At 70.1% G+C, this 25,675-nt stretch carries 20 protein-coding genes; 4 read left to right on the forward strand and 16 right to left on the reverse strand.

Annotated elements, in window-relative coordinates:
- Positions 1 to 420: 420 nt before the first annotated feature.
- The 3 genes from AC1DWJ_RS07150 to AC1DWJ_RS07160 all read right to left on the reverse strand — a co-directional run bounded on the left by AC1DWJ_RS07150 (position 421) and on the right by AC1DWJ_RS07160 (position 7,945).
- Complete coding sequence (locus AC1DWJ_RS07150) at positions 421 to 4,740, reverse strand: hypothetical protein (RefSeq protein ID WP_477620374.1); 4,320 nt, start codon at positions 4,738 to 4,740, stop codon at positions 421 to 423.
- A gap of 259 nt (positions 4,741 to 4,999) precedes the next feature.
- Complete coding sequence (locus tag AC1DWJ_RS07155) at positions 5,000 to 5,632, reverse strand: class I SAM-dependent methyltransferase (protein WP_477620375.1); 633 nt, start codon at positions 5,630 to 5,632, stop codon at positions 5,000 to 5,002.
- A gap of 258 nt (positions 5,633 to 5,890) precedes the next feature.
- Positions 5,891 to 7,945 (reverse strand): S8 family serine peptidase, encoded by a 2,055-nt coding sequence (locus AC1DWJ_RS07160; RefSeq protein WP_477620376.1) that lies wholly within the window; start codon positions 7,943 to 7,945, stop codon positions 5,891 to 5,893.
- 300 nt (positions 7,946 to 8,245) lie between these two features.
- On the opposite strand from AC1DWJ_RS07160, the gene AC1DWJ_RS07165 reads away from it, so the two are divergent.
- Positions 8,246 to 8,509 carry a hypothetical protein gene (locus AC1DWJ_RS07165; RefSeq protein ID WP_457252760.1) on the forward strand — a complete coding sequence of 88 codons (264 nt, stop codon included), beginning with the start codon at positions 8,246 to 8,248 and terminating at the stop codon, positions 8,507 to 8,509.
- 85 nt (positions 8,510 to 8,594) lie between these two features.
- Here AC1DWJ_RS07165 and AC1DWJ_RS07170 read toward each other — a convergent pair whose 3' ends face one another.
- Positions 8,595 to 9,890 carry a glycosyltransferase gene (locus tag AC1DWJ_RS07170; protein WP_477620377.1) on the reverse strand — a complete coding sequence of 432 codons (1,296 nt, stop codon included), beginning with the start codon at positions 9,888 to 9,890 and terminating at the stop codon, positions 8,595 to 8,597.
- Between the two features lie 103 nt (positions 9,891 to 9,993).
- Here AC1DWJ_RS07170 and AC1DWJ_RS07175 point away from each other — a divergent pair, with 103 nt between their 5' ends.
- Complete coding sequence (locus AC1DWJ_RS07175; protein WP_477620378.1) at positions 9,994 to 10,596, forward strand: TetR/AcrR family transcriptional regulator; 603 nt, start codon at positions 9,994 to 9,996, stop codon at positions 10,594 to 10,596.
- 88 nt (positions 10,597 to 10,684) lie between these two features.
- On the opposite strand, the gene AC1DWJ_RS07180 is transcribed toward AC1DWJ_RS07175, so the two are convergent.
- The 12 genes from AC1DWJ_RS07180 to glmS all read right to left on the reverse strand — a co-directional run bounded on the left by AC1DWJ_RS07180 (position 10,685) and on the right by glmS (position 23,150).
- Complete coding sequence (locus AC1DWJ_RS07180) at positions 10,685 to 11,689, reverse strand: hypothetical protein (protein ID WP_477620379.1); 1,005 nt, start codon at positions 11,687 to 11,689, stop codon at positions 10,685 to 10,687.
- 637 nt (positions 11,690 to 12,326) lie between these two features.
- Entirely contained in the window at positions 12,327 to 13,211 is an 885-nt protein-coding gene (locus AC1DWJ_RS07185; RefSeq protein WP_477620380.1) for a hypothetical protein, read from the reverse strand.
- Positions 13,212 to 13,536: 325 nt separating this feature from the next.
- Positions 13,537 to 14,115, reverse strand: a complete 579-nt coding sequence (locus AC1DWJ_RS07190) for a hypothetical protein (RefSeq protein WP_477620381.1) — start codon at positions 14,113 to 14,115, stop codon at positions 13,537 to 13,539.
- A 265-nt stretch (positions 14,116 to 14,380) separates the two neighbouring features.
- Positions 14,381 to 15,430, reverse strand: a complete 1,050-nt coding sequence (tsaD, locus tag AC1DWJ_RS07195) for a tRNA (adenosine(37)-N6)-threonylcarbamoyltransferase complex transferase subunit TsaD (protein WP_477620382.1) — start codon at positions 15,428 to 15,430, stop codon at positions 14,381 to 14,383.
- Positions 15,427 to 15,900: a ribosomal protein S18-alanine N-acetyltransferase gene (gene rimI / locus AC1DWJ_RS07200; protein WP_477620383.1), complete on the reverse strand. Its 474-nt coding sequence runs from the start codon at positions 15,898 to 15,900 to the stop codon at positions 15,427 to 15,429. Before rimI ends, tsaD begins: the two co-directional genes overlap by 4 nt.
- A complete protein-coding gene (gene tsaB, locus AC1DWJ_RS07205; protein ID WP_477620384.1) occupies positions 15,897 to 16,571 on the reverse strand; it encodes a tRNA (adenosine(37)-N6)-threonylcarbamoyltransferase complex dimerization subunit type 1 TsaB in 675 nt (224 codons plus the stop codon). The genes rimI and tsaB overlap by 4 nt, the downstream gene beginning before the upstream one ends.
- Positions 16,568 to 17,041, reverse strand: a complete 474-nt coding sequence (gene tsaE / locus AC1DWJ_RS07210) for a tRNA (adenosine(37)-N6)-threonylcarbamoyltransferase complex ATPase subunit type 1 TsaE (RefSeq protein WP_477620385.1) — start codon at positions 17,039 to 17,041, stop codon at positions 16,568 to 16,570. Before tsaE ends, tsaB begins: the two co-directional genes overlap by 4 nt.
- On the reverse strand, positions 17,034 to 18,206 hold the full coding sequence (locus AC1DWJ_RS07215; protein ID WP_477620386.1) for an alpha/beta fold hydrolase: 1,173 nt from the start codon (positions 18,204 to 18,206) through the stop codon (positions 17,034 to 17,036). Before AC1DWJ_RS07215 ends, tsaE begins: the two co-directional genes overlap by 8 nt.
- The gene (gene alr, locus AC1DWJ_RS07220; RefSeq protein ID WP_477620387.1) at positions 18,203 to 19,381 is read right to left on the reverse strand and encodes an alanine racemase; all 1,179 of its coding nucleotides are present in this window, start codon (positions 19,379 to 19,381) and stop codon (positions 18,203 to 18,205) included. The genes AC1DWJ_RS07215 and alr overlap by 4 nt, the downstream gene beginning before the upstream one ends.
- A gap of 29 nt (positions 19,382 to 19,410) precedes the next feature.
- Positions 19,411 to 20,868, reverse strand: coding sequence for a bifunctional ADP-dependent NAD(P)H-hydrate dehydratase/NAD(P)H-hydrate epimerase (locus AC1DWJ_RS07225; RefSeq protein WP_477620388.1), 1,458 nt, complete (start codon positions 20,866 to 20,868; stop codon positions 19,411 to 19,413).
- Between the two features lie 3 nt (positions 20,869 to 20,871).
- Positions 20,872 to 21,222, reverse strand: a complete 351-nt coding sequence (locus tag AC1DWJ_RS07230) for a holo-ACP synthase (RefSeq protein ID WP_056923069.1) — start codon at positions 21,220 to 21,222, stop codon at positions 20,872 to 20,874.
- Positions 21,223 to 21,290: 68 nt separating this feature from the next.
- Positions 21,291 to 23,150 carry a glutamine--fructose-6-phosphate transaminase (isomerizing) gene (gene glmS / locus AC1DWJ_RS07235; protein WP_477620389.1) on the reverse strand — a complete coding sequence of 620 codons (1,860 nt, stop codon included), beginning with the start codon at positions 23,148 to 23,150 and terminating at the stop codon, positions 21,291 to 21,293.
- Between the two features lie 66 nt (positions 23,151 to 23,216).
- Between glmS and coaA the strand changes: the two genes are divergently transcribed.
- Complete coding sequence (gene coaA / locus AC1DWJ_RS07240; protein ID WP_457252774.1) at positions 23,217 to 24,188, forward strand: type I pantothenate kinase; 972 nt, start codon at positions 23,217 to 23,219, stop codon at positions 24,186 to 24,188.
- Positions 24,189 to 24,258: 70 nt separating this feature from the next.
- Positions 24,259 to 25,662 (forward strand): class II fumarate hydratase, encoded by a 1,404-nt coding sequence (locus tag AC1DWJ_RS07245; protein WP_477620390.1) that lies wholly within the window; start codon positions 24,259 to 24,261, stop codon positions 25,660 to 25,662.
- Positions 25,663 to 25,675 lie beyond the last annotated feature (13 nt).

Raw genomic sequence — 25,675 nt, forward strand, 5'->3', positions numbered from 1 at the left:
CCGATGAACACCCTCGCCACACCCAACACCTCGCTTCGTCGCAACAACGGAGGAACGCGAGGTGGGCATTGCTATTACGAGCAGGGCAGTCCCTTCTTGAGCCACGCCTCGCCACGGTGGACGGTGGGCACGCAAACCGAAAGAGAGCCACACCGATTCGGTGGGCAGCCGCGATGGCGAGCATTCCCACCGACCACCTGGACCGAGTCTGGCCGGACACCGGTCCTAAGGGAATCGTCTAACAGCCGCGTGGGGTGCGGCCCGGATCGCCCACCAACTCTCCATTGGGCAGGCCGCGGCATCAAACTCCAACCCCCCGAACACGGGGGATGACCGCAGACCCAGCACTGGATGCGTGAGTCATCGCGGGCGACACCATCCACATCGACCGTCCCCGCGAATGCGTAGAAATCCCTGGGCTCAGTAGACCCGGACCGAGGCCGTGGCAGACACACCTGACGTGTGGTCCGTGTGGGCCGGCAGCAACCACCGGTACTTGTTGGTGCCGCGCGCCGGCGGCTTGACGTAGGCGGTGGTCGAGCTGGTGCTCGAAAGCTTCCTGGTCGTCACCGTTGCCCAGGCGGTGCCGTTCCACCGCTGCAGTGTCACGGTTGAGCCTGCGTGCCCCGGCCTGATCGTGGTCGAGAGGGTGACGGATCCGCCGTAATTGAGGCTCGTGCGGCTTGCCCCCATGGTGGCCGTGGGTGCCACCGACACGGCGGCCACCGGGCTGTAGGCGCCGCCCACAGCGGCTGCCCCGACGTAGCCGATCCGGTAGCGCGTGCTGTACGAGGGCTTGACCGTGAACGCGTAGGCGCCGGTGCTCGTCGTCGTGGCGCTGGTCAGGGCGGCCCACGTCGTCGTGCCGTACTTCTGGACGAACAGCGTCACCTTCCGCGCAGCCAGCGGCGCGCCGTCGAACCGCAGGACGCCGGAGACCCGTGTGCTCGAGCCGTACTTGATGGTCGTGGAACCGGCGAGGGTGGGAGCGGACCTTCGGTTGTCCAGGCGGACGAAACTCGACCAGGTCTGGCCGAACGCGTCATAGGTGCGCAGCTCGTAGGTGTACGACCGCCCGGCGACCAGGCCAGTGGACCGGAAGGTCGTTCCCTTGCCTCGGTACACGAGCTTGGTCTCCGCCGCGGTGGCCCCGCGCCTGATGACGTCGACGTGGTCGAGGTCGAAGTCGGCGGGGTTGGTCCACGTCAGCGTGTCGGTGTCGTACGACGGCACGGCCTTTGCGGCCGTCACCGGTTGCGGAGCAGTCGTGTCGCCCACGGTGACCGGCGATGCGGTGGTGTTCGGCCCCGCCCCCCAGGTGCCGAGGCCGAGGACCTTGACCTGCCACGTGGTCCGGCCGACCAGGCCCCCGAGCTGCACGGCGGTGCGAGACCCCTCGACCTCCACCGTGCGAGTCAGGCTGCCGGACGTCGCCGTGACCTTCCACGTGCTGACCGGGACGCTGAAGGCATTCCTCCCCCACGTCACGTCCAGGGTGTTGTCCCGCGGCGAGCTCACCAGCAGGTTGACCGGGGCCAAGGGCAGTTCCGAGGCATTCGGGGCGCCGACCACGGACGGGATGACGGTGCGGGCCCTGTTGCCGTTGAGGTCCCACACGTGGATGACCAGCTGGTATGCCGTCATGGCCTCGGGCAAGGTCACCTTCCCGTTGACCGTGGCCGAGTTGAGCGGCAGTGCGTAGACGGAACCTACGGGGTCGAGGCCTGCGCCGAGCGGTCGCACCTCGTACCCCACGGTCTTGAGGTCGGGCAGGACCGGCCGCGGGAAGCTGACGGCCACGCTGCGCGTCGACGCCGGCGTGACGGAGATCGAGGACAGGGGGATGGCAGGTGGAGGGCCGTTCGTGTCCGGGGCCGTCGTCACCTCCGCGCTGACCGTCGTGGAGGTAAGGCCCTGCCGGTCGGTGGCGAAGACCTCCACCGTGAAGGTGCGGCCACCCGCCAGGCGCGGCCACGTGTAGGTGCCGGCCGTCTTCGCGAGCGGCGAGGCCTGCGTCCGCGCGCCCGTGACGGTGTCCGTCAGAACGGCCGTCTGCGAGGCCAGGTCCGCGTCCGTCGGAGCCGTCCAGGTCGCGGTGACTTCGTAGTCCCCGCCGATGGCCGCCAACCCGCCCGGCGCCGCGGGTGGCGTCGTGTCCAGCAGCGTGTGGAAGGGCACGAGGACCGGCTCGCCCAGGTTGCCCGACACGTCCATCGTCCACAGCGCCAACGTGTAGTCGGTGTCCATGGCGAGCTCGGTCGGCGTGAACACGGGGGTGCCGCCAGCCCAGCGCATCGTCGAGGTGCTCGGCGTCGCACCCGCGGCACCGATCGCATAGAAGGTCCCGGAGTAGTCGGCGTCCGTGGGCGCGGTGTAGGCGAAACGCAGGCTCTGGTACGAGGGCTCGACGCTCACCTGCATGACCTGCGCGGGTGGCTCGAAGTCCAGCCGGGTGAGGCCGGTCCAGGTCGAGACGTTGCCCTGATGGTCCATGAGGAAGATCGAGACCGCGTAGTCCTGACCCCTCACCGGGTTGGGCAACGTTCCCCACCACCACCCGGCCCCGTCCACGTCCTCGGGGAACGGCAGGCCGTCGGTGACACTGGCAGGCGGCGTCGAGCCGGCGGCATACCGGACGAGCACCTTGGCAAGGTCGTCCACTCGGGGGTCGTTGAACCCCAAGCTGATCTCGGTGTGCGTCGCGTTGAGGACCACGTCCGTGGGCTGCCCCGGCGGCGTGGTGTCGGGCAAGGCGGCGGTGGTCACGCCCACCGGCGGGCCCATGGCCATCGCCGAACCGGCCTGGTTGGTGGTGTACCCGCGCTCGAAGAACGCGAACGACCACTCCTCGCCGGGCACGAGCGGCTCACCTGCGATCGTCATGACGGTCATAGGGTTACTGGTGGGCCAGGGCAGCTGGACGCCGTCCCAGTGGTCGTGCGGGGGGGTCGAACCCCGCTTTGCGACGATCATCCCGTCCGCGAACGGCTTGTCCCAGCCGATGGAGACCCTCCCCTCACCCGGTGTCGCCGTGACGCCCAGTGGTGGCACCGATGCGCCGAGGCCCGGAGTGAGGATGCGGCTGACCGTCCGTCCACCGGCGCGAAGGACGCTGCCATCGCCCACGGCCTGGAGCTGGGCGACGACGCCGCCGACCGCAGCCACCGGCTGCATCGACCCGTCCGCGGCGATGACCGCGATTCCCCCGAGGTACTGGTAGTCAACGTTGGCCCACGGCCCTTCGACCGTCGCGGTCACGCTGGTGGGTGCGCCCCCGCTGAGGACCGTGCTGACCCCTCCGTCGGCGTCGACCCAGCGCAGGCCGCCTTCGGCGACGAGCAGCCGGTCACCGGAGCGGGCGAGGTCAACGGGGTCTCCGATGGCGGAGGTCAGGGTTGTCTGCGTGCCGGTGGCGGTCACCCGCAGGATCCGGTGCCCCGCCCGGTCCGCGACTGCGAGAGCACCGTCGGACAGCACCTCGACGTCGGCCACGTCGGCCGAGACCGCCACGTCGCTGACCGTGCCGTTGACACTCACCGCAGTGAGCGAGCCGGTGCCCGTCGTGACGTATGCCGTGCCGTCGTCGCCGAGCGCAACCTTGCCGCGGCCGGTGGTGAGTGGCGACAGCCGCGCGCGCGTCAACAGCGTGCCGTCGCTCCGGACCTCCCGCACGAGACCGTGCTCTGTCGTGAAGACCACGCGCCCGTCCGGTGTGCCGGCGGAGCCGCGGACCTCGTCGAGATAGGCGTCGGTGGCGAGGACGCCGTCAGGCGACCAGGGCTGCTCGGGGTCCATCCCCAGGATGCGGCCCCGGTCGACGCCAGCAACCGAGAACCGGTGCAGTGACCGCTCACCCGGGCCGGTGTTGCACCCGACGGCCAGGTCAGCCCCCAGCTGGCTCAACCGGCCGGTGCACGCGCCGCTGCTGACCTGCGTCAGCGGGCCGCCCGCCAGCGGGGCCTGTAGGACGGCGTTGTCGGGCGACGACATGGTCAGCGTCGTGGCGTCCGTGCTGATCGAGGTGACATCGACGGTCGAGACCTCACGCGACTGCCGCCCGGCCAGGAAGGCACCGACGTTGCCGCCGTTGCCGGCGACCCGCGTCCCGAGTCCGGCAGTGGTCACCTCGTAGACGCCGCGATGGCCGCTGCCCACGTCGAGGACGTAGGCCTTGGTGCCGTCGGGCGACACGGCGAGGTCGAGGCCCTCGACGATGGCACCGACCGGGGTGAGGGCGGTCCACACGCCACCAAGGGGCAGCCGCTGGACGCGGCCGCCGGCCAGGGCCCACACGGCGTGGTCGGCTCCGACATCGAGAGCCGTGGGTCCACCGCCTGACCAGAGAGTGGTAGCCGGCCCGCCGCCCGGGGTGAAGCGGATGATGCGGTTGTCGGCTCCCATGACCACCTCACCGCCGTCCACGGCCAGGTCCCCGCCGACCCAAAAGCCGGAGTCAGTCGGCCATGGAAGGACGGTCACTCGGTCCGTCGCGGGGTCGACCCGCATGAGCCGCTGGGAATCGTGGGCGAGCAGGGTGCCGTCGGCTCTGCCGTCGATGAAGACGTCTGACGGCAGCATGACGCGGGAGGCGGGTCCGGACGACCCGAGGCCGTCGCCCGCGAGGGTCAGGACCATGGGCGGTGCGCCGGCATCGTGCGGCTCGACAGCGGACGCAGGCGTCTGGGCAAGGACCGTGAAGCCGACCAGGGCAGCGAGGCCAGCGGCCAGCGTGCGGTGCAACGAATTTCCTCAGGGTCTGGGAAGGACGATGCACCAAGGTAACGTTCCGCGCCCCCGCCTCGAAGCAATATCGACCGGTTTGCTCCAAACCGGACCGAACGGGCGATCCCCGCCCAAGAGGCCCCTTGTCCACGCCGCAGAGCGGCGCCAGGGCACCTTCAACATCCGGGTTCGTCACCCCACGAGCTTCGTGCCCAAGTGACTCTGGCAGCCCGAACCGCGTCTTTCCGCCGGGAGATGACCACAGGCAGGAGCCGATCTATGAGCCGCCCGCGTGATTGGTCGAATGTGCCTCTCCTCTTGAGAGTTCGGCTCGCCACCAAGCGCCGCCCTCGATCCGCTCGACCCGGCGCAGGGTGAGGTCGCCGAGGGCAAAGTCCTCGAGCTCTACACGGGACAGCGGCCACGGCGGTCCCTTCACCTCGGCCCCTTCGTCCCGGGTGGTCGCAAGGACCAGCAGCGTGCCTTCTGGTGCCACTAGCGAGCCGATCTTCTGCGCAGCTTCCGTGTGCTGCTCTGGCGGCATCGACTGCACGGTGAGACTTTCTACGACCAGGTCGAACCGACGCTGCCACTCACCAGGAAGATCCAGGACATCGGCAACGAGGTACTTCACCTCGCTGGCGGGATACTTCCGCCGCGCTGCAGCGATCGCGGTCGGCGCGAAGTCGAACCCAGTGGTGCGATATCCCAGCGAGGCAAGGTATTCGGCGTCAGCTCCGTAGCCACACCCGACGACCAGCGCCTCGCGGCCACCCCCGGCCAGGTTCTGCGCCTCAGCCCACGCCACGAGCTGTGGACGAGGGGCGCCGTAGTCCCAGGGCGGCTTGACCCCGCCCGCCTCCGCGCCGGCGTACATCCCCTCGAACATGCCGAATGGCTCGCTCGTCACCGCTCGAGACTACCGACCACGTTGTTTCAAGGCACCAGTACAGACCAGAGAGGAGGCATGAGGGACTCATCCACCACATCGGTGTCGACTCGTGCCTGTCCCATTCCGCCGCGAGACGGAGCATCCGGTAACTGTCGCAGTTGCCCAGACTCGATGGTCCGACGGGTGGGCCCCGGGCAGCCAGGACGAATTGCATCGTCGAACCAACGAGAAGGAAGCACGGCTGAGACGAACGGCAAGTACGGATTCACTCCCTGGCTACCTGCGTGAAGTCTTGGCCGTGGCGATGTTGGAGTAGGCCGACGCCCCGGCGTCGTTCCATGCCACGACGCGGTAGCGATAGTTCGTGTTGGCCTTGAGCCCAGTGCTCGTGTATGCCGTGCTGCCCGCTGGGAGTGAGGCGACGACCGCGAATGCCGTGCAGCTCCCACCGGTACACCTCTCGACGCGGAATCCGTTCTCGTTGCTGGAGGTGTCGGTCCAGGCCAGCCGGACCTGCGTCGAGGACGCGGTCACGGCAGTCAGCCCTGTGGGCGCCGATGGCACAGCGGGCGGCGGTGGCGGCGGTGGCATCGACCCGGAAAGCCCGCCGAAGACGTCGGCGAGGTAGCTCCCAGCCCCGGAGAACGACTCCACGCGCAGCGTCCACGTGCCGGCTGCAGCGTTCGAGACGCCGAGGGTCTCGAAGCGTCCGGGCGCCGCGCAGTTCCCGTTCGTGGCCTCGAGCATGCAGCGACTGACTGCTACGACGCTGCCCGACGGGTTGATGAGGTACGCGTCGAGGTCCGGGGCCCACTCGTACCCGTAGAGGCAGGTGGTGCCGATCGGCAGCAGGCACGTCGCGGCGCCTGTGGTGGTCTGCAGTGTCACGCCCAGCGGCCGCCCCGCGGTGGAAACGCTGATCGCGGTGTCACGACTGGCGTTCGCACCGAGCGAGCCCGTCAGCACCTGGCGGCCCGGCCACGCGGCGGTGCCGGCCGGCTCGGCACCCAACCCCGCGATGAAGGCACGCGCATCCACCAGGCCGTACCCCCACTCGTTGTCCGCGCCGGTCGCACCGGCGTCCTGGGCGCTGGCCTGCAGCGCAGCCTTCACGGCCGCCGGCGTGCTGGCTGGAGCGGCTTCCAGCCCGAGGGCCACGACCCCGGCGACGAATGGCGTCGCCATCGAGGTGCCGGAGAAGGCGACATACGAGCTGGTCGTGTTGGCCTTCGCCGCCACGACGCTCAGACCCGGGGCGACCACATCCGGCTTGAGGGGCGCAGCCGGGTTGGCGGTGGGTCCACGCCCGGAGAACCCCGCGAGGTAGAGCCCGGTGTCGGTGTCGAGTCCGCCGGGCAGGGTCGTCTCGTCCGACGCCGCACCAACGGTGATGACGTTGGTCGCGACGCCGGGCGATGTGATCGTGGCGGGGGCGTCACCGGAGTTGCCTGCCGCCACGACAACGACCTTTCCCGCCGCGGCGGCGGCGTTGGCCATCTGGCTGCCGAGGTCGCTTCCGTCACCGCCGGGGCTCCCGAGCGACATCGAGATGACCCGCACATCACTGCGGGCGGCACACCAGTCGATCGCGGCGGCGACGTCGGCGTCCGAACCGGAGCCCGACGAGTTGAGTACCTTGGCGCCGACGAGCAGCGCGCCCCTGGCCACCCCGCCATAGCGGTCAGCATCCGCAGACCCCGTGCCGTCACCGGCGGCGATGCTCGCGACGTGCGTTCCGTGACCGTGGTCGTCGTAGGCGGTGGCACGGCCGTTCACCCAGTCCCGCCACCCCACGACCCGCCCGGAGAGCTGCTCATGGTTGGGATCGATCCCGGTGTCGATGACACAGATGCCCACCCCACTGCCGTCGAGGGCGTCCAGCGTTGGGCTGTATGCGGCGCGGGCGGCAGCCACGCCGTACCCGTCATCGCCCGCGGCGTCCATGGCCCGGACCACGCCGTCGAGCTCCACCCTCGTCACCGAAGGGATCGCTGCCAAGGCCGAGACCTGTCCCGCGGTGAGCGAACCAGCAAACGCGCGCACGAGTCGGTAGCTGTGGCTGACAGTGAGCGAGGGCGCAGCGCGGCGTCCCTCGCCGGGCAAGGCGCCCTGGACGATGACCCGCACGCGGTCACCTGCGCCGCGCCGGACGAGAGCTGCCTCGAGGTCGTCTGCCACCTTGTCGTGGTCGCGGTCGCCCTTCCCAGCGGAGACCGTGTCGGGACGAGCAGGTGATTCGTCCGGCGGCGCGGCGGCGGCAGACAGTGCGGGTGCGATGGCGGCGAGGGTTACCGCAGACGCGGTGACAATGTGACGAACCAACGTGGACATCGCAGCACCCTTCGACAGGCTCAGGACCCGCAGAACGCGGCCGCATGGCCGCACTCCCGAGCATCGACCCCAACTAGGGGGGTCGGCATCGCCTGTACGGAGTATGGGCCATCAGCCGCTCGGTCGAGGGCATATCGGGCTCTCCCGACATCCGGATACTGAAGTCACATGCGTTCGGCACTGTGCCTCATGGAATCACTCAAACGCGTGAGGTCAGCGAGTCGAGCGCGGAGCAGACTCGATGTCGTCAGGACGCCGTCGTTGGACCGCCGGCGCGAGAAGGCGACGGAGGTGGGCGCAGTGCCCCGAGTCATCATCACGCACGACATCCGCGAGGTCGACCGTTGGTTGGCCGGCAAGGACGAGCGGGCGGCAGCCATGCCGGGCGCCACCGGGGTGACCGACCTCGTCGCGCTCGACGGCAGTAACAAGGCAGCGGTGAGCGTCGACACCGATGATGTCGATGCGCTGATGGCGATGCTGGAGTCGATGCCGCCGGAGGTCGCAGCGCAGGCCGAGTCGCACGGTGTCATCCCACCGTTCACGGTCTACGTCGAGCGGTAGCCACCTCGCTGCCCCAGACTCATTCCCTACGCCCCCCGCCTGCCCGTGGATTCCGTGGGCACGACAGTGGAGATGGCCCACAACGTCAACGCAGGGCGTGAGGCGTTGCCGACGCCTGCAGGATTGCGTTCTCGATTGTCTGCATGGGGGTGTATGTGTGAAGCTCGGCACGCAGGGCTGCGACCTGCTTGGCGTAGCTGGGGTCCCCGAGGACGGTGCGGACGGCCCGGCGTATGGCCGCGGGCCTGGGGTGCTCGCCGCGCAGGTCGATCCCGAGCTTGTTGTGGCCGACCCGGGCGTTGATGTCGTTCTTCCCCTCTCGCTTGCCGGCCGCGACGACCGGGACCCCGCGGAGGAAGGCCGCGAGGTTGCTGCCGAAGCCGCCGCTGGTGACGAATACGTCGACGTGCGGAAAGAGGTCGTCGTAAGCGATGAAGTCCTCGATGACCACGTTCGGCTCGGGGAAGCGCTCACGGAGGGTCTCGGTGTGCGCGCCCCCGGTGGTGGCCACGACCACGTACGGCGAGTTCTTCAGTGCCTGGATGGTTGGGACGATCAGCTTGCCCGGGTCGGAGTTGTCGACGGTTCCCTGCGAGACCACCACCACCCTCAGCGAGGTCTCGACCACCAGGGCCGGCAGTGCCGTGTCCGGGCCGGAGGCGCGGCGAGCCGGGCTCAGCGGGCCGACGAACTCGGCGTTGGGGGCAGGTCGGTAGCCGGGAAACTCCAAGCCGGGAGAACCGTTGAGGAAGACACGGTTTGACTTGAGCATCGGACCATCTGGAAACCCATCGAGGCTGATCGGTGCGACGCCGTGCCGGGCGAGGATCTGGTTGTAGTGGGTGGTGCCGGCCTTCATCCCGCCGGCCAGCATCCGGCGCACCACTGCGTGGTGGATCCGTCCCACCGGGCTCCGTGCGGGGCGCAACCCGAAGAACGGTGGCGGGCCCTGGGCGTCCGGCAACACCATGCTCAGGCCGATGGCGAACACGGGGACCTGGAGTGCCTCGGCGACGAGCTGCTCGGCGTAGAAGGCGCCATCACACACCAAGGCGTCGAACGACCACTCCTGTCTGAGCTCCACGATGTCCTGGAAGCTCTCCTCGACCTGGCTCACGAAGAAGGTGTCAAGGTCGAAGCTGATCAACCGTGGTCCCTTGAGGGCGGCACGCTCGGGGAACAGCTCGTTGATGTTGCTCGCCATGATCTCCTTGGCCCGCCGATAGGGAAACCAACGCATCCCCAGACGGTCGAGCCTGGCGCCATACTCCGGTCCGGCATACCAGCGCACGTCGTGACCATGGTCGGCCAAGTGGGCGGCGATCCCCGTCAGGGGGTTGAAGTGTCCATCGGCGGGCATCGATGCGAACAGGATCTTCATCGCCCAACGCTCCTTCACTATAGTCTTACTATAGTGAACCGGTATGGAGCCGATGTCTACCACGACCACCCGCACAGACCGGGCGCTGGCCAACCGGCGACGGATGGTCCGGGCCGCCTACGACCTGTTCTCCGAGGGGGGATACCTCGGCACGACCATCGCCGAGGTGGCGCACCAGGCGGGTGTGGCGGTTCCGACGATCTACTACACGTTCGGGACGAAGGCCGCGCTCTTGGGCGAGTCCCTGGGGGCAGCCATCATCGGGTTCGACCACTGGCGCGAACCGCCACCAGACCCAGATCTCGCCGAGTTGATGCCCTGGCACCAGTGGTGGGCGGAGTTCGAAGCCGCCCCCACCGCAGAAGGCGCGTTCGCGGTGTTCTTCACCCATGGCGTTGCCATTCTCGAGCGGGTGGCGCCACTGGCCAACGCGATGCACGGCGCCGCCGGCGACGCCGAGGCGGCCGCCGTGGTGGAGGTCAGCGAGCGCCGCCGCGTCGAGTCCTATCGCGAGATCGCCCGCGCACTGCACCACAAACCCGGCGGTCTGCGAACCGGGCTCTCACCGGCGAGGGCCGCCGACATCCTGGTGGTGCTTTTCAGTGCCGACCTCTACCAGACGATCCGCGTCGGCCGACGATGGTCCAAGGCACGCACCACGACGTTCCTGCACGAACTGCTCCACGCCCAATTGCTAGGAGAGTGACTCCGTCGCCCTGCGATCGTGGGCTTCCTCTCCATGCTTTCCTCAAGGTCCCGCCAATGTCGATCCGCGCGAGGAGGTCGCGGATCGACTAGTCCTGCTTGACGAGGGCCCCCGCCTTCACAGCGGGGTCGTGTGCAGGTTCGGGGACGCGCTGTGGTTCTTTCAGTGGTCCGGGCGGGGCCTTTTCCATCGTGCTCGACCGCACGATCCGACGCGTCTCCATGGTCCAGAAGGCGATGAACAGCCCGATCTCCCACCACTCCACCAAGAGCACGAGGTGTTCCGGGGCCACCGCCCGCGAAATCAGCCAGGGCACCACCAGGCCGAATGTCATCAGCAGGAGGATCACCAGGTAGATGCCGCGACCGGACTTCCACAGCGCGCTACCAAACCCAAAGAACGGCCAGGTGTTGGTCAGGACGGCTACGCCCAGGGAAGCGATGAGAAAGACCGCCGCAAGGAAATGGACCGAGGCCTGCCGACCGGCCACGCTGATGCCCTCCATCGTGATCTGGTCGGCCGGGCCGCGCCAGAGCTGCCACATCGCCAACGCCAGGAAGCCCGCGAGGATCACCGACGTCAAGAGAACGAAGAACCGCGTAAGGAACTTCGACGCGGTGCCCACTTCGGCGCCGACGAGCTGCGTGACGTTACCCGTTCGCAGCTCTCGGACGAGCAGAACGAGGCACAGCAGCACGACCATGGAGAGGGCGATCCGCAAGAAGGAGCCGTAGTCCGCTGCGGTGACTCCGTCTGGCGCGGGGTTGTCCCGGAGGTCGGCCATGATCCCGGCGAAGCCATTCGGAAGCAGTGCGACGAAGACCGCATAGAAGCCTGCCCCATTGAGCGCGTAGTCCTCCAACAACCCCACGCCCTGGTACGCGACCAGGCAGGCAGCCGTCGCGACGAGGGTGCCGACCAGGACGTCGCGGACTGGACCGCCGTAGTAGGCGCTGATCGAGGTCTCGAACTCGCCCTTGTTGAGTCCTGTACCGACCGAGACGACCAGCAGGAGCAGTGGCAGCAGGATCATCAGCCAGCGCACATACCGGTGCGTGATCCCGGTGATTTTCGCCTGTTCGTTCTCACTCATCGCGATTCCTTCCGTCCAGCCCCGCCCACCCAACGTGTTCGGGCGGGGGTGGAGCGAACGCTGCCGATCGCGGCCGTCGTGCAGATGCCAGCGCAGCAACCGCTCCGGGCTTGGCTCAAGGCGACGTTCGTCCCTTCTCAGAGCAAACCGCGCGACAGTCGATCCAAACAGCAGCAAACGTACTAGTGCCGACGCCTTCTCATGGTGGGCCGCCGTTTGTCAGTGCCGAGCCTTCGCGAAGTGGTGAAGCGGGCTGGAATCCGGCTGCCCCCGGGTTTGGCCGGTCCAGTCGCCATCCCCTGCAGCAACCGGACCAGCCGTACCCTGCCCCCTCTTGCCTCGGAGCGACCTCCCCAAGGTCGTCCGTGGCCCCCGAATGGAAGGCTAGGGCCGAGTCAAGAAAGTGTCATCATTGGGTAAAGGCGAGGTAAAACGGGATCCGCTTTGCTGATGCTTTGTCCGAAATGAACCAGCCGAACGGTTGACCTCGCCTCATCCGTTCGGCCGAACCGTATCTAGGCGAGCGGCGCCCTCGTACACGACCGCGACCGCGACCGCGACGGGGACGCGCGGCCCGGCGGCGCCCCACCCCCGGGCCGCACGCGAGTGACGACTCGCGGGGCGAGGGACCCCTCGGTCAGCCACCATTCCACCGGGCGAGTCGGGTGTCGGCCGATGCTTGCGGTGAGGTTGGCGGCAGGGTCCACGCCACATAGTGTCCCGCCGCTTTCACCCGGCTGACGCCGAACGCCTCGCCCAGCTTCACCGGCGACGCGCTCTTGAGCGACCACAGGTACTGACCTGCGTCACCATTGCCGCTTCCGTTGCCCCAGGCGACGAAGTCGTCGCCGCAGACCAGTTCCGTTCCGCGAGCGCTGTCCCTCAGGCGGATCGTCTGGACGTCCCGAGTACTACGGTTCAGCATCTTGATCGTTCCGCCGTCGTCCGATTCAACCGGGATGGCCCAGGCCACCACGTCTGGGCCCACACACAGCTCGGAGATGAAGCCGACGTCTCCCACAGGCCCGTGGTAGACGATCTCGTCCCGAGTCCCGCGGAGCAGGTGTATGTCGTACCCGACACTGTGCGGCGCCGTGTACGGATCCCGCACGTACACCAGCCCCCCGCGCGGGTCGACGGTGGGCAGGTCGGCACCCTTGACGACGACGCGAGGCGCTGAGGTGCCAGCCAGGTCGGCGGTGGCGATGTTCGTGGCGATCGGCAGCTCGCTTCCGGCTTTGCGGAAGGACCACCAGACGCTCTTGCCGTCGCTGGCCATGAGGTGGTCGCCGCCGGCTGCCGGCGGAAGCGGGTGACCTTTGGCGAAGGTGTCCGAGTCGGCGAGCAGCCGGACCTGGCCGTGCGACCACCCGAACACCTTCCAGTCGACGTCGAAAAGGTCGGTGGACCTGGTCTCCAGCCATGCCGCCGTGGCGTCGTTCGGCATCGCGCCGTCAAAGGCCTGCCGCGGAAGAGCCTCCTTGGGCGTTGCGGGCAACCACGAGCGCTTGCCTCCACTCATCACCTGCATCCGAGCTTGCGCGATGAGGCCGCCCTGAAGGGGCGGGGGGTTCACACCCACTAGGGCGTGACCGTCCGGTGACAGGGCGAGGACGCCATTGCGAGTGGTTCCCGACATGCCCCGCAGGGTCGTCAGGACGGTGAGCTCGCCAGCCCGTGGCTTGCGGGCAAGGTCCGTGCTCAACTCCGCGGCACCCGCAAGGGAGCCCGTCGGCGTCGACGGTCCGCGCGAGGTGCTAAGTGGTGCAGGCTGAGCAGATTCACCCTGGCAGCCCGCGACGAGCAGGCCGGCCAGGACGAACGCAGCGGTGAGCGTGTGCCGCATCTCAGTACGCGATCCCGTTGCCCTGCAGGAAGGACGCAAACGACGAGGAACTGTACGAGAAGTACCGGGACGCCTTTGGAAAACTGGTTGTCGAGGAGTCGGCCCAGCTGATGGTCGACCCGCTGCCGGTGTACGCGTAGGCAGCGATCCAGTGACCGATGGTGTGATCCGGGTGCGCGTTGTAGTGCGTTCCACCTTGGTACTCAACGGTGTCGCCACTGAACGGCATGCCGTTGCCGCCGATGCTCTGCGCGGCCACGGACTTCAGCAAGGAGCTGCTCGGCGCGTGCACCTGCACGTACCAGTTGACCCCACGCCAGCGGTTGACGCCACGGGTCCAGTCGGCCCGGGCCCAGTCGGTCTTCAGGTACTTGTCGGTCTCCATGTGGTTGGCGTTGGCGAGCCCGGGCTGCCCCGCGGCCGTGCCATCGAATCGACTGCTGAAGCCGGCTCCGTGCAGGTAACGGATGATCTCGTAGCCGCTCGCCGGGCCGCAGTAGTACGTCTTGAGCTGCCCCACCTGGACGACGCCCAGGGACCGTGAGGTCGGGAAGGCCGCCGCCAGGTCCGTCGACGTCATGACTCGGGACACCACAGTGGACGACGCCTTGGACGAGCCCCCACCCGGTCCGCGAGTCCACAAACCATCAGAAGCCTTCTCATGGCGTCCCCTCCTGCTCCGTGGCCGTCTGCGTATCGATACGCGGTCCCATTCGGCCAGGCGAGCAGCAGGCAGTCTGCCGCTCGGCACAGTGCCCGTCAATGACTGGGTTTCTAGTCACTCGCAGTCATCACGAGTCGCCCTCAGTCACGCAGGAAGGAGGCCCAGGGTGGTTCGGTGGAACCTAGGCCTGCACGAGCGTGACGGGCATGGACGAGTCGGCGGGGAGCGCGAGGTTGGACGGCGCGCGTCCCTTGAGCACCATTTGCGCACCCAGTGACGCGACCATCGCACCGTTGTCGGTGCAGAGCCCCGGTCGCGGCACCCGCAGCGTGATGCCAGCGGCGTCGCAGCGCTCCTGGGCCATCGCCCGCAGCCGGCTGTTGGCGGCGACGCCACCGCCGATCTGCAGGTTCATCACGCCGTGCTCCTTGCAGGCCAGGACGGCCTTGCGGGTCAGGACGTCGGTGACCGCCTCCTGGAACGACGCGGCGACATCGGCGACCGGCACCGGCTCCCCTGCCGCCTCGCGAGCCTGCACCCACCGGGCCACCGAGGTCTTGAGCCCGGAGAACGAGAAGTCGAACCGGTAGCGCTCCATGTCGCGCCCGGTCGTCAGCCCTCGGGGGAAGTCGATGGCGACCCGGTCGCCCTCGCGAGCCATCCGGTCGATGTGCGGCCCCCCGGGGAACGGCAGCCCCAGCACGCGGGCGACCTTGTCGAAGGCCTCGCCCGCCGCGTCGTCGATCGTCGAACCGAGCGACTGGATGTCGTGGGTGACGTCGGGCACCAGCAGCAGCGACGAGTGGCCTCCGGAAACCAACATCGCGAGGGTCGGCTCGGGCAGCGGCCCGTGCTCCACGATGTCGACGGCGACGTGCGACGCGAGGTGGTTCACGCCATACAGGGGGATGCCGAGGGCGACAGCGAGCGACTTGGCCGCCGCCACGCCGACCATCAACGCGCCCGCCAGCCCCGGACCCGAGGTGACGGCGATCGCATCGAGGTCGGAGAGCCTGACCCCGGCCTCCCGCGTCGCGCGCTCGATGGTCGGCACCATGGCCTCGAGGTGGGCACGGCTGGCCACCTCGGGCACCACCCCGCCGAACCGCGCGTGCTCGTCGACGCTGCTCGCGATCGCGTCGACCAACAGGGTCTCGCCGCGCACGATGCCCACACCGGTCTCGTCGCAGGAGGTTTCGAGCCCGAGGACGAGGGGCTGGTCGGCACTCACGGCGCCACCTCCTGGAGGCTCAGCCGCATCACGTGGGCATCCACGCCCCCCGGCTGGTAGTAGCGTCGGCGGACCGTCAACGTCTCGAATCCCCTTGACTCATAGAGCTTTCGGGCCGCGTCGTTGTCAGCCCGCACCTCGAGCATGAGGTATGCCGCGTGGTCGGCGACCGCGCGGGCCACGAGCTCCTCGAGGAGCTGGCGACCGAGGCCCTGGCCCTGGGCGCTGGGCGCGACGGCCATGGTCATGATGTCGGCCACCTCGCCCCCGAGGTCGACTCCGCCATAGCCGGCGAGGCCGCCATCGGGGTCCCTCGCGACGACGTAGGAGCGTCGCGGGCGGGCCGCCAGCTCGGCCCACACCGACGCCGGAGTCCACGCGTCGTCGGGAAACAGCTCACCTTCGAGCGCGACGACGTCGTCGATGTCGGTCCAGTGCAGGTCTCGCATGGTCGCCGTCGAGGTCGTCACTTCGCGGCCCGTTCCGCAGTGGTCAGCGCGTCAGGCCGACGCAGGTAGAGCGGCTCCACCGGCAGCTCCACACCGGCGTCGAGGCGTTGCTCCGCAAGGTCGGTCAGCACCCCCGCCGAGACGTCGAGGACAGCGACGGGGTGGGGGAAGAGCTCGGGGTACAGCACCGGACCCCGGCCGGCGGTGGGCAGCGACCGGACGTCCTCCGGCAGCTCCGCGGGAAGCGCGACCGCCGGGTCGGTGAGCCGCACCGCCCGGTCGCGCTCCTCGCGGTCGGGGTCGACCCGGTAGCGCGCCCAGTAGACCTCCTTGCGCCGGGCATCGGTGGCGACGAGGAACTCGCCCTCCCCGACGTGCTCGACTGCTTGCTGCGCCAGCACGTCGAGGCTGCACACCCCGTGCACCGGGATCCCCCGGGCGTGGGCGAAGACCAGACCGCTCACGATGCCGACGCGCAGGCCGGTGAAGGGCCCTGGGCCGTTGCCCACGACCACGTCCGTCACGTCGGCCGCGGAGACCCCGGCCCTGGCCAGGAGGTCGCGCATGAGGGGGGCGACGCTCTCGGTGTGGCCGCGGGGGTCGTCCGACCCGCCCATGGCCCAGTCGGCACCAGCGGAGACGGCGACACTCACCGACGTCGACGTGTCGATGGCCAGGACGACGCGGCTCATGCCTTGGCTCCGAGCTCGGAGAGGTCGGCGTCGGCCCAGCGCGAGCCGTGGCTCTGGACGCGGGCGCGGCGGGTGTCCTCACCGGACAGGGTGACCTCGAGCCGGTCGTCGGCGAGGTCCTCCGCGAGCCCGTGGCCCCACTCGACCACGGTGACCGACTCCTCCAACGAGGTGTCGAGGTCGAGGTCGTCGAGCTCGGCGAAGCCCCCGAGCCGGTAGGCGTCGACGTGCACGAGGGCGGGACCGCCGACCAGGGACGGGTGCACCCGCGCGATCACGAAGGTGGGTGAGGTGATCGGCCCGCGCACCCCCACCCCCTCGGCCAGACCCTGCGTCAGGGTGGTCTTGCCGGCACCGAGCCCGCCGGTCAGCACGACGAGGTCGCCGGCCGACAGCAGGCGACCCAGCCGGGTGCCCCAGGCCCGGGTGTCCTCGGCGGTGGGCAGGTCCGGGCTGGTCAGCTCAGGCACGGCCTTCTCCGCGCCGCGCCCGGGCGACCTTGCGACGCTTGGCGAGATCGGTGACCGTGCGCCGGACCCGCGGCTTGCGCGCGACCTTCACGCCCTCGGCGGCGGCCCGCATGCCGCGGTCGATCAGCGCCTCGAGCTGCTCGTTGAGCACCTCGGGGTGCTCCAGCATGATGATGTGCCCGGCCTCCTCGATGACCACGTGTTCGGCGCCCGGCACCAGCCGGACGATCTCCTCGCTGTGGTCGGGAGGAGTGAGCACGTCGTGGACGCCGTTGAGCACCAACACCTCCACGCCGTGGAAGTACACCAGCGCATCGCGCTTGTCGTGGGCGTCGAAGGTCGGGAGGAAGTCGGCCATCACGTCGAGGGGGGTGCCGAAGATCATGTCGCCGGTGAGCCGGACCGCGGCCGGGGGCACGGGCGAGGCGAAGCTCCAGCGCTCGACCAGGAACTCCTCGATGTCGCGGCCGGCTCGCAGGGCGGTGCGGACCAGCCCGGGTCGCGCCGACAGCCGGTCGAGCACCGAGGGCCCGAACCGGCCGACGAGCTTGCCGAAGTACTGCCCAAAGCCGAGGGACACCAGCTGGGCACCCCCAGCGCTGGTGGCCACGAAGGCGGTGGCGACCACGCGGTCACGGATCAGGTCGGGGTGCTGGTCGGCCAGCGCCATCGTCGTCATGCCGCCCATCGAGTGGCCGACGAGGACCAGCTGGCCCTCGGGCGCCGCCTCCTCGATCACCCGGTGCAGGTCGCTGCCGAGCTGGTCGATGTCGCAGGACTCTTCGCTACCGCGCCCAGAGCGCCCGTGGCCCCGCTGGTCCCAGGTCACGACGCGGAAGCCGTCCCGCACCAGCGCCTTGCGTTGCAGGACCCAGCTCTCGAGGCTCAGGCAGAAACCGTGGGAGAAGACGACGGTGGGCTTGTCCTCGGAGGAGGAGTCGGCGGACGGCTCGTCGATCTCGACGTGCAGCGGCACGCCGTCGTCCGCGACGACGACGAACTCCTTGCTGGCCGTGTGGGCAAAGGCGCCGGCCGGCGCGAGCACCGAGAGCCGCGCGTGCCGCTCCTTGCTGACGCGCCCCGCCGCGATGCCGGCAGCGGTGGCCACGCCTGCGGCGGCGAGTCCGATGCCGAGGCCGGCGAGGCTGCGGTTGGTCGGGCTCACTGGTCGCCTCCGACGTGGATCCGCGGCACCCTGGCGCCGATCCGCGTCACGATCTCGTAGTTGATGGTGTCGATCGCCGCCGCCCAGTCCTGCGCCGTGGGCTCACCCGCGGCCCCGACTCCGAAGAGCACGACCTCGTCGCCCGCCGTGGCCGTCGAGTCCGCGCCGAGGTCGAGCACGAACTGGTCCATACAGACCCGGCCCGCCACGACATACCGACGTCCGCCCACCTGCACCGGCCCGACACTGGTGGCATGCCGCGGCACCCCGTCGCTGTAGCCCATCGGCACCAGGCCGAGCTTGGTCGGCTCGGTGGTGGTGTAGACGTGGCCGTACGAAATGCCTTGCCCCGCAGGCGAATCCTTGACGCTGGACAGTCGGGAGACCAGTCGCATCGCCTCACGCAGCCCGAACTCCTCGGGCGCACCGAGGTCGGGGACCGGCGAGAGCCCGTAGACGGAGACACCCGGTCGCACGAGGTCGTAGTGCGCCGAGGGGTTGGTGAGCGTGGCCGCCGAGTTGGCGAGGTGGCGCACCTGTGGCACGACGCCGGCCAGCGCCGCCTGCTCGAGGATGCCCTCGAAGCGCTCCTGCTGCGCGCGCACCGTGGGGTGCTGGGGCGCGTCGGCGTAGGCGAAGTGGCTGAACAGCCCGACGACCTCGACCGCGCCGTCGGCCTGCGAGGACGCCAAGGTGGCGAGCAGTGCGGCGAGGTCGGCGTCCCAGGCGCCGTTGCGCCCCAGGCCGGTGTCGACCTTGAGGTGGACCCTGGCCGTGCGGCCCGTCGTGGTGGCCGCCTCGAGCACCTGGTCGAGCGACCACGTCGTCGAGACCCCGAGGTCGATCCCGAGCTCGAGGGCCTCGGTGAAGTCCTGGCCCGGCACGTGCAGCCACGACAGCAGCGGCGCCAGCACGCCTGCCCGCCGCAGCTCGACGGCCTCGGGCAGCTGCGCGACGCCGAGCCAGGTGGCGCCCCCGCCCAGGGCGGCCCGCGCGCTCGGCACCAGGCCGTGGCCATAGGCGTCCGCCTTGACGACAGCCATCACCTCGGCGCTGCCGGCCCGCGCCTTGAGCGCGGCGACGTTGCTGCTGATGGCGGACAGGTCGACCTGGGCACACGCGGGCAGCCCCGGCGGGGCCGGGGCTGGGGTGGTGCTGGTCGTGGCAGTACTCATCGTCGTCCAGTCTTTCACGAGCGCGCAGCTCAGCGAGTGAGCAGGTGGGCCACCGCACTCGGTATGCCGTGCGCCACGGCCAGGGCCCGCACCGGTCCACCCGGGTTGGCCAGGTCGGCGGCGACCCCGTGCACGAGCGCGCCGAGGCTGCCGGCGTCCAGCGGACCGAGCCCGGAGGCGAGCAGCGCACCACAGACTCCGGCCAGCACGTCACCGGCGCCTGCCGTCGCGAGCCAGGGCGGGGCGTCGTTCTGCGAGCGCACCGGTCCGCCGTCCTCGGTCGGGGGGACGACGAGGGTGGTGGCGCCCTTGAGCAGGACGGTGGCGCCGGTGAGGTCCGCGGCTCGCCTCGCGTGGCCGACCGGGTCGCCCTGCACGGACTCGCGACTGGTCTCGTCGCCGGTCAACCTCGTCAGGAGGCGCGCCAGCTCGCCGGCGTGGGGGGTCAGCAGGGTCGGGCCGCCGCGCGGGCCGTCGACGAGGTCCAGGCCCCCCGCGTCGACCAGCACCGGTAGGTCGGACGCGAGCGCGGCGCGCGCGACGTCGAGCTGGGCCTTGGCGCCCCTGGCACGGGAGGCGAGGTCGAGGCCGGGTCCGACGACCCACGCCTGCACCCTCCCCTCACCGTGGACCGCCTCGGGGACCGCAGCACGCACCAATTCGGTCGGCGTGGGGGTGCCGACGTAGCGGAGCATGCCCACGCCGGCCCCGACCGCAGCGGTGCAGCACAGGAGGGCTGCGCCGGTGTAGTCCTCTCCCCCGGCCACGACGCCCAGCACCCCGCGCGAGTACTTGTCGTCACCGGCTCCCGGGACCGGCCACAGGGCCGGCACGTCGGCGAAGTCGAGGCGTTCCACGTCAGGGACCCCGTCGGGCTCGATCCCGATGTCGATGATCGTCAGTCGGCCGACCGCTGCCTCGCTCGCGGGCAGCAGGTGCACGGGCTTGGCCACCCCGAAGGTCACCGTCTCGTCGGCGAAGACCCCGTCCTCGGCGGCAGCACGGCCGGCAGGGTCCTGGCCCGAGGGCAGGTCCACCGCCACCACGTAGGCCCGTTCGGGAATCGTGTCCACCCAGGCCTTGGCCGCCGTCGGCAGACCCGGACGACCACCGATCCCGAGGACGCCGTCGACCACCAGGTCGGCTGCGGCCAGCGCGCTCGCCCAGTCCCCCTCGGGCGGCACCACGGTCACACCGTCAGCCGCCCACGAGGCTCCGTCGCCGATCGCGAGCGACCAATCTCCTTGCAACGCCACGCAGTCGAAGCCATCGGCGGCGAGCTGCACGGCGGCATACAACGCATCTGCGCCGTTGTTGCCCGCTCCGGCGAGCACGACGACGCGGCTGCCGCCGGACGCCTGGAGGCGCGCGCGACAGACCTCGGCGAGGCCCTCGGCCGCTCGGGCCATCAGCTCGCCCTCGTCGAGGCCGGCCATCAGCTCCTCCTCGGCGGCGCGCACCCGCTCGGCGGACCAGGCCCGGAGCACCGCTCAGCCCTCGGCGATGACGACGGCCGAGGCGATCCCGGCATCGTGTGACAGGGAGATGTGCATCGCGTGCACGCCGAGCGCCTCGGCCCTGGCCTCGACCGTGCCGGTGATCTGGAGGTGCGGGCGGCCGTCCTCACCGCGGCGCACCGTGGCGTCCTGCCAGTGCAGCCCGACCGGCGCCCCGAGCGCCTTGGCCAGGGCCTCCTTGGCGGCGAACCTGGCAGCGAGGGAGTTGAGCGGCAGCGACCGCTCCTCGTCGGTGAACAACCGCTCGAGGAGGCCGGGCGTGCGCTCCAGGGACTCCCCGAAACGCTCCACGTCGACCACGTCGATCCCGACCCCGACGATCACCGGATGTCCGCGATCACTCGACGGTGACGCTCTGAGCAGGGGGCCCAGCGCGTCCAGCCGGGCCGTGGTCACTCAACGGTGACGCTCTTCGCCAGGTTGCGCGGCTGGTCGACGTCGAGGCCCTTGGCGGTGGACAGGTGCAGCGCGAAGACCTGCAGCGGCACCACCGTCAGCAGCGGCGCGAGCAGTGGCGACGTCGCGGGCACGCGGATCACCTCGTCGGCGAAGGGCAGCACGTCCTCGTCGCCGTCCTCGGCCACCACGATCGTGCGGGCGCCGCGGGCCCGGATCTCCTGGATGTTGGAGACGACCTTCTTGTGCAGCTCGTGCGGGGTGCCCGGGCCGGGGACCACGATGAAGACCGGCTGGCCGGCGTCGATGAGCGCGATCGGCCCGTGCTTGAGCTCGCCCGCCGCGAACCCCTCGGCGTGGATGTAGGCGAGCTCCTTGAGCTTGAGCGCGCCCTCCATGGCGACGGGGTAGCCGACGTTGCGGCCGAGGAAGAGCACCGAGCGGGTGTCGGCCATGAACCGGGCGATCTCCTTGACCCGGTCCATCCGGCCGAGCAGCTCCTCGAGCTTCGCGGGGATCTCGTGGAGCTCCTTCATCACCGACTGCGCGTCGTCGGCGAAGGTGCCGCCGCGCAGCTGGGCGAGGTAGAGGCCGAGGATGTAGCAGGCCGTGATCTGGGCCAGGAACGCCTTGGTCGAGGCGACCGCGATCTCGGGGCCGGCGTGTGTGTAGAGCACGGCGTCGGACTCGCGCGGGATGGTCGAGCCGTGGGTGTTGCAGATGCTCAGCGTGAGCGCGCCCAGCTCGCGGGCGTGCTTGACGGCCATCAGCGTGTCCATCGTCTCGCCGGACTGGCTGATCGACACGACCAGCGTGCGCTCGGTGGCGATCGGGTCGCTGTACCGGAACTCGTGGGCCAGGGCCACCTCGACCGGGATGCGGGTCCAGTGCTCGATCGCGTACTTCGCGACCATGCCCGCGTAGGCGGCGGTGCCGCAGGCCACGATGATGATGCGGTCGACGTTGCGGAGCTGGTCCTCGGTGATCGACATGTCGTCGAGCACCAGCCGTCCGTCGACGTCGGTGCGACCGAGGAGGGTGTCGCCGACCGCGTGCGGCTGGTCGTAGATCTCCTTCTCCATGAAGGTCGCGTAGCCGCCCTTCTCGGCGGCCGCGGCGTCCCAGGTCACCTCGTAGTGCTTGCCGTCGGCGGGGCTGCCGTCGAAGTTGATGACCTGGTAGGAGTCCGGCGTGATCGTGACGATCTGGTCCTGGCCGAGCTCGAGCGCGTGGCGGGTGTGGCCGATGAAGGCCGCGACGTCGGAGCCGAGGAAGTTCTCGCCCTCGCCGAGGCCGACGACGAGCGGGCTGTTGCGACGGGCGCCGACGACGACCCCGGGGCTGTCGGCGTGCACGGCGAGCAGGGTGAAGGCGCCCTCGAGCCGGTTGACGACGTTCTGCATGGCCTTGGTGAGGTCGTTGGTCTTCGCGTACTCGCGGGCGACGAGGTGGGCCGCCACCTCGGTGTCGGTCTCGCTCGAGAAGGCGGCGCCGTCGGCGAGGAGGGCGTTCTTCAGCTGGTGGAAGTTCTCGATGATGCCGTTGTGGATGAGGGCGAGCTTGCCGTCCTCACCGGCCCGGTGCGGGTGGGCGTTCTGGTCGGTCGGACCGCCGTGGGTGGCCCACCGGGTGTGACCGATCCCGGTCGTCGCGCCCGGGAGGTGTTCGGCGTCGAGCGCCTCCTGCAGGTTGACCAGCTTGCCGGCGCGCTTCTCGCTCGCCACCCCGTCCTCGGTCACGAGCGCGACCCCCGCGGAGTCGTACCCGCGGTACTCGAGACGGGCCAGGCCCTCCATGACGACGTCCAGGGCTTTGCCGTCGGCGTTCGGGCCGACGTATCCGACGATTCCGCACATGGGAGGCAGCCTAACCGTCGACCGCTCCGAGGACGGCATCAGAGGGCGGGCGGCCCGTGAGCAAGAATGGCGCCCGTGAGCCATCCCGCGAACGGCACCGGCGCCCTTCCCTCGCCCTACGTCGAGCTGGACCGTGCCGCCTGGGCCCGGCTGCGGGAGAACCAGCCCCTCAGCCTCGACGCCGCCGACCTCGCCCGGCTCCAGGGCCTCGGCGAGCGGATCGACCTGACCGAGGTCGAGGAGGTCTACCTGCCGCTGTCCCGCCTCCTCAACTTCTACGTGGGTGCGACCGCCGGGCTGCACCGCATCACCGGCGACTTCCTGGGTGAGAGCCCGGCCAAGACCCCGTTCGTGATCGGTGTCGCCGGATCCGTGGCGGTGGGCAAGTCCACCACCGCACGCCTGCTCAAGGAGCTGCTGTCCCGCTGGCCCGGCACTCCCGAGGTCGAGCTCGTGACGACCGACGGCTTCCTCTACCCCAACGCCGAGCTCGAGCGCCGCAACCTGTTGCAGCGCAAGGGTTTTCCGGAGTCCTACAACCGGCGGGCGCTGTTGCGGTTCGTGGCCGAGGTGAAGTCCGGCAAGGCCGAGGTGAGTGCCCCGGTCTACTCGCACCTGACCTACGACATCGTCCCCGACGAGCGGATCGTGGTGCGCCAGCCCGACGTGCTCATCGTCGAGGGTCTCAACGTGCTCCAGGCCCCGCGGCTGCAGGAGGACGGCCGCTCCGGCCTGGCCGTCAGCGACTTCTTCGACTTCTCGGTCTACGTCGACGCCCACCTCGACGACATCCGCCAGTGGTACGTCGAGCGCTTCCTGCGCCTGCGCGAGACCGCGTTCGCCGACCCGCACTCCTACTTCCACCGCTACGCCGTCCTGTCTGACGGGGAAGCCCGCGAGACCGCTGCTCGCATCTGGCGTGAGATCAACGAGGTCAACCTGCGCGAGAACGTCCTCCCCACCCGCAGCAGGGCCACCCTGGTGCTGGCGAAGGGCAAGGACCACAGCGTCCGCCGGATCAGGCTCCGCAAGCTCTGAGGTGGGGTATGCCGCGTGGCTCGCCGCCGCGGCATACCCACCGGTCACCCGACAGCGCCATGATGGGGGCATGAGCGAGCAGACCCCTGCCACCCGCACCGAGCACGACTCGATGGGCGACGTGGAGGTGCCCGTCGACGCCCTCTGGGGCGCGCAGACCGCCCGAGCCGTGGAGAACTTCCCGATCTCCGGCCAGCCGGTGCCGGTCGGCGTGGTGCACGCCCTCGCCCTGCTCAAGGCGGCCGCGGCCGAGGTGAACGCCGAGCTCGGGGTGCTGCCGGAGCCGATGGCCGCCGCAGTGGCGGCTGCTGCGACCGAGGTCGCCGAGGGTCGGCACGACGACCAGTTCCCGATCGACGTGTTCCAGACCGGGTCGGGCACCTCGACGAACATGAACGTCAACGAGGTGGTGGCCCGGATCGCCCACCTCGCGACCGGCCAGGCGGTGCATCCCAACGACCACGTCAACGCCGGCCAGTCGAGCAACGACACCTTCCCCAGCGCCCTGCGGATCGCCGCCACCCTGACCGCGCACCGCGACCTCGCGCCGAGCCTGCTGCACCTGGCGAAGGCGTTGCGCGCCAAGGAGTCCGAGTTCGTCGACGTGGTCAAGGCGGGACGCACCCACCTGATGGACGCCGTGCCGGTCACGCTCGGCCAGGAGTTCGGCGGCTACGCCAGGCAGGTGGAGCTCGGGGCCGAGCGGGTGCTGGTGGCTGCCCAGGCCACGGCTGAGCTGCCCCTGGGCGGGACGGCGGCCGGCACCGGTCTCAACGCCGCCCCCGGCTTTGCTGCGGCGGTCATCGAGCGCGTCAGTGCTCGCACCGGGGTGGCCTTCCGCGAGGCGGCCGACCACTTCGAGGCCCAGTCCGCCCAGGACGCCGTCGTCGAGCTGAGCGGGGCGCTCAAGGTGGTCGCCGTCAGCCTCACCAAGATCTGCAACGACCTGCGGTGGATGTCGTCCGGTCCGCGCTCGGGGCTGGGCGAGATCCACCTGCCCGACCTCCAGCCCGGGTCGAGCATCATGCCGGGCAAGGTGAACCCGGTCCTGCCCGAGGCCACGCTGATGGTGTGCGCCCAGGTGATCGGCAACGACACGGCCATCACGGTGGCGGGGGCGTCAGGCGCGTTCGAGCTCAACGTGATGTTGCCGGTGATGGCCCGCAACATCCTCGAGTCGGCGACGCTGCTGTCGGCCGCCACCCGGCTGCTGGCCGACCGGTGCGTGGCTGGCATCGAGGCCGACGCCGAGCGCTCCCGGGAGCTGGCCGAGGGGTCGCCGTCGATCGTCACCCCGCTCAACCGCTACATCGGTTACGAGGCCGCGGCGGCCGTGGCGAAGCAGTCGATCAAGGAGCGTCGCCCGATCCGCGACGTCGTGATCGAACGCGGGCACGTCGCCAGCGGCGAGCTCACCGAGGAGCAGCTCGACGAGGCCCTCGACGTGCTGGCCATGACCCGTCCGCCCCGCTGAGGAGCGGTCCGGC

Source organism: Pedococcus sp. P2_D7, assembly GCF_056404295.1.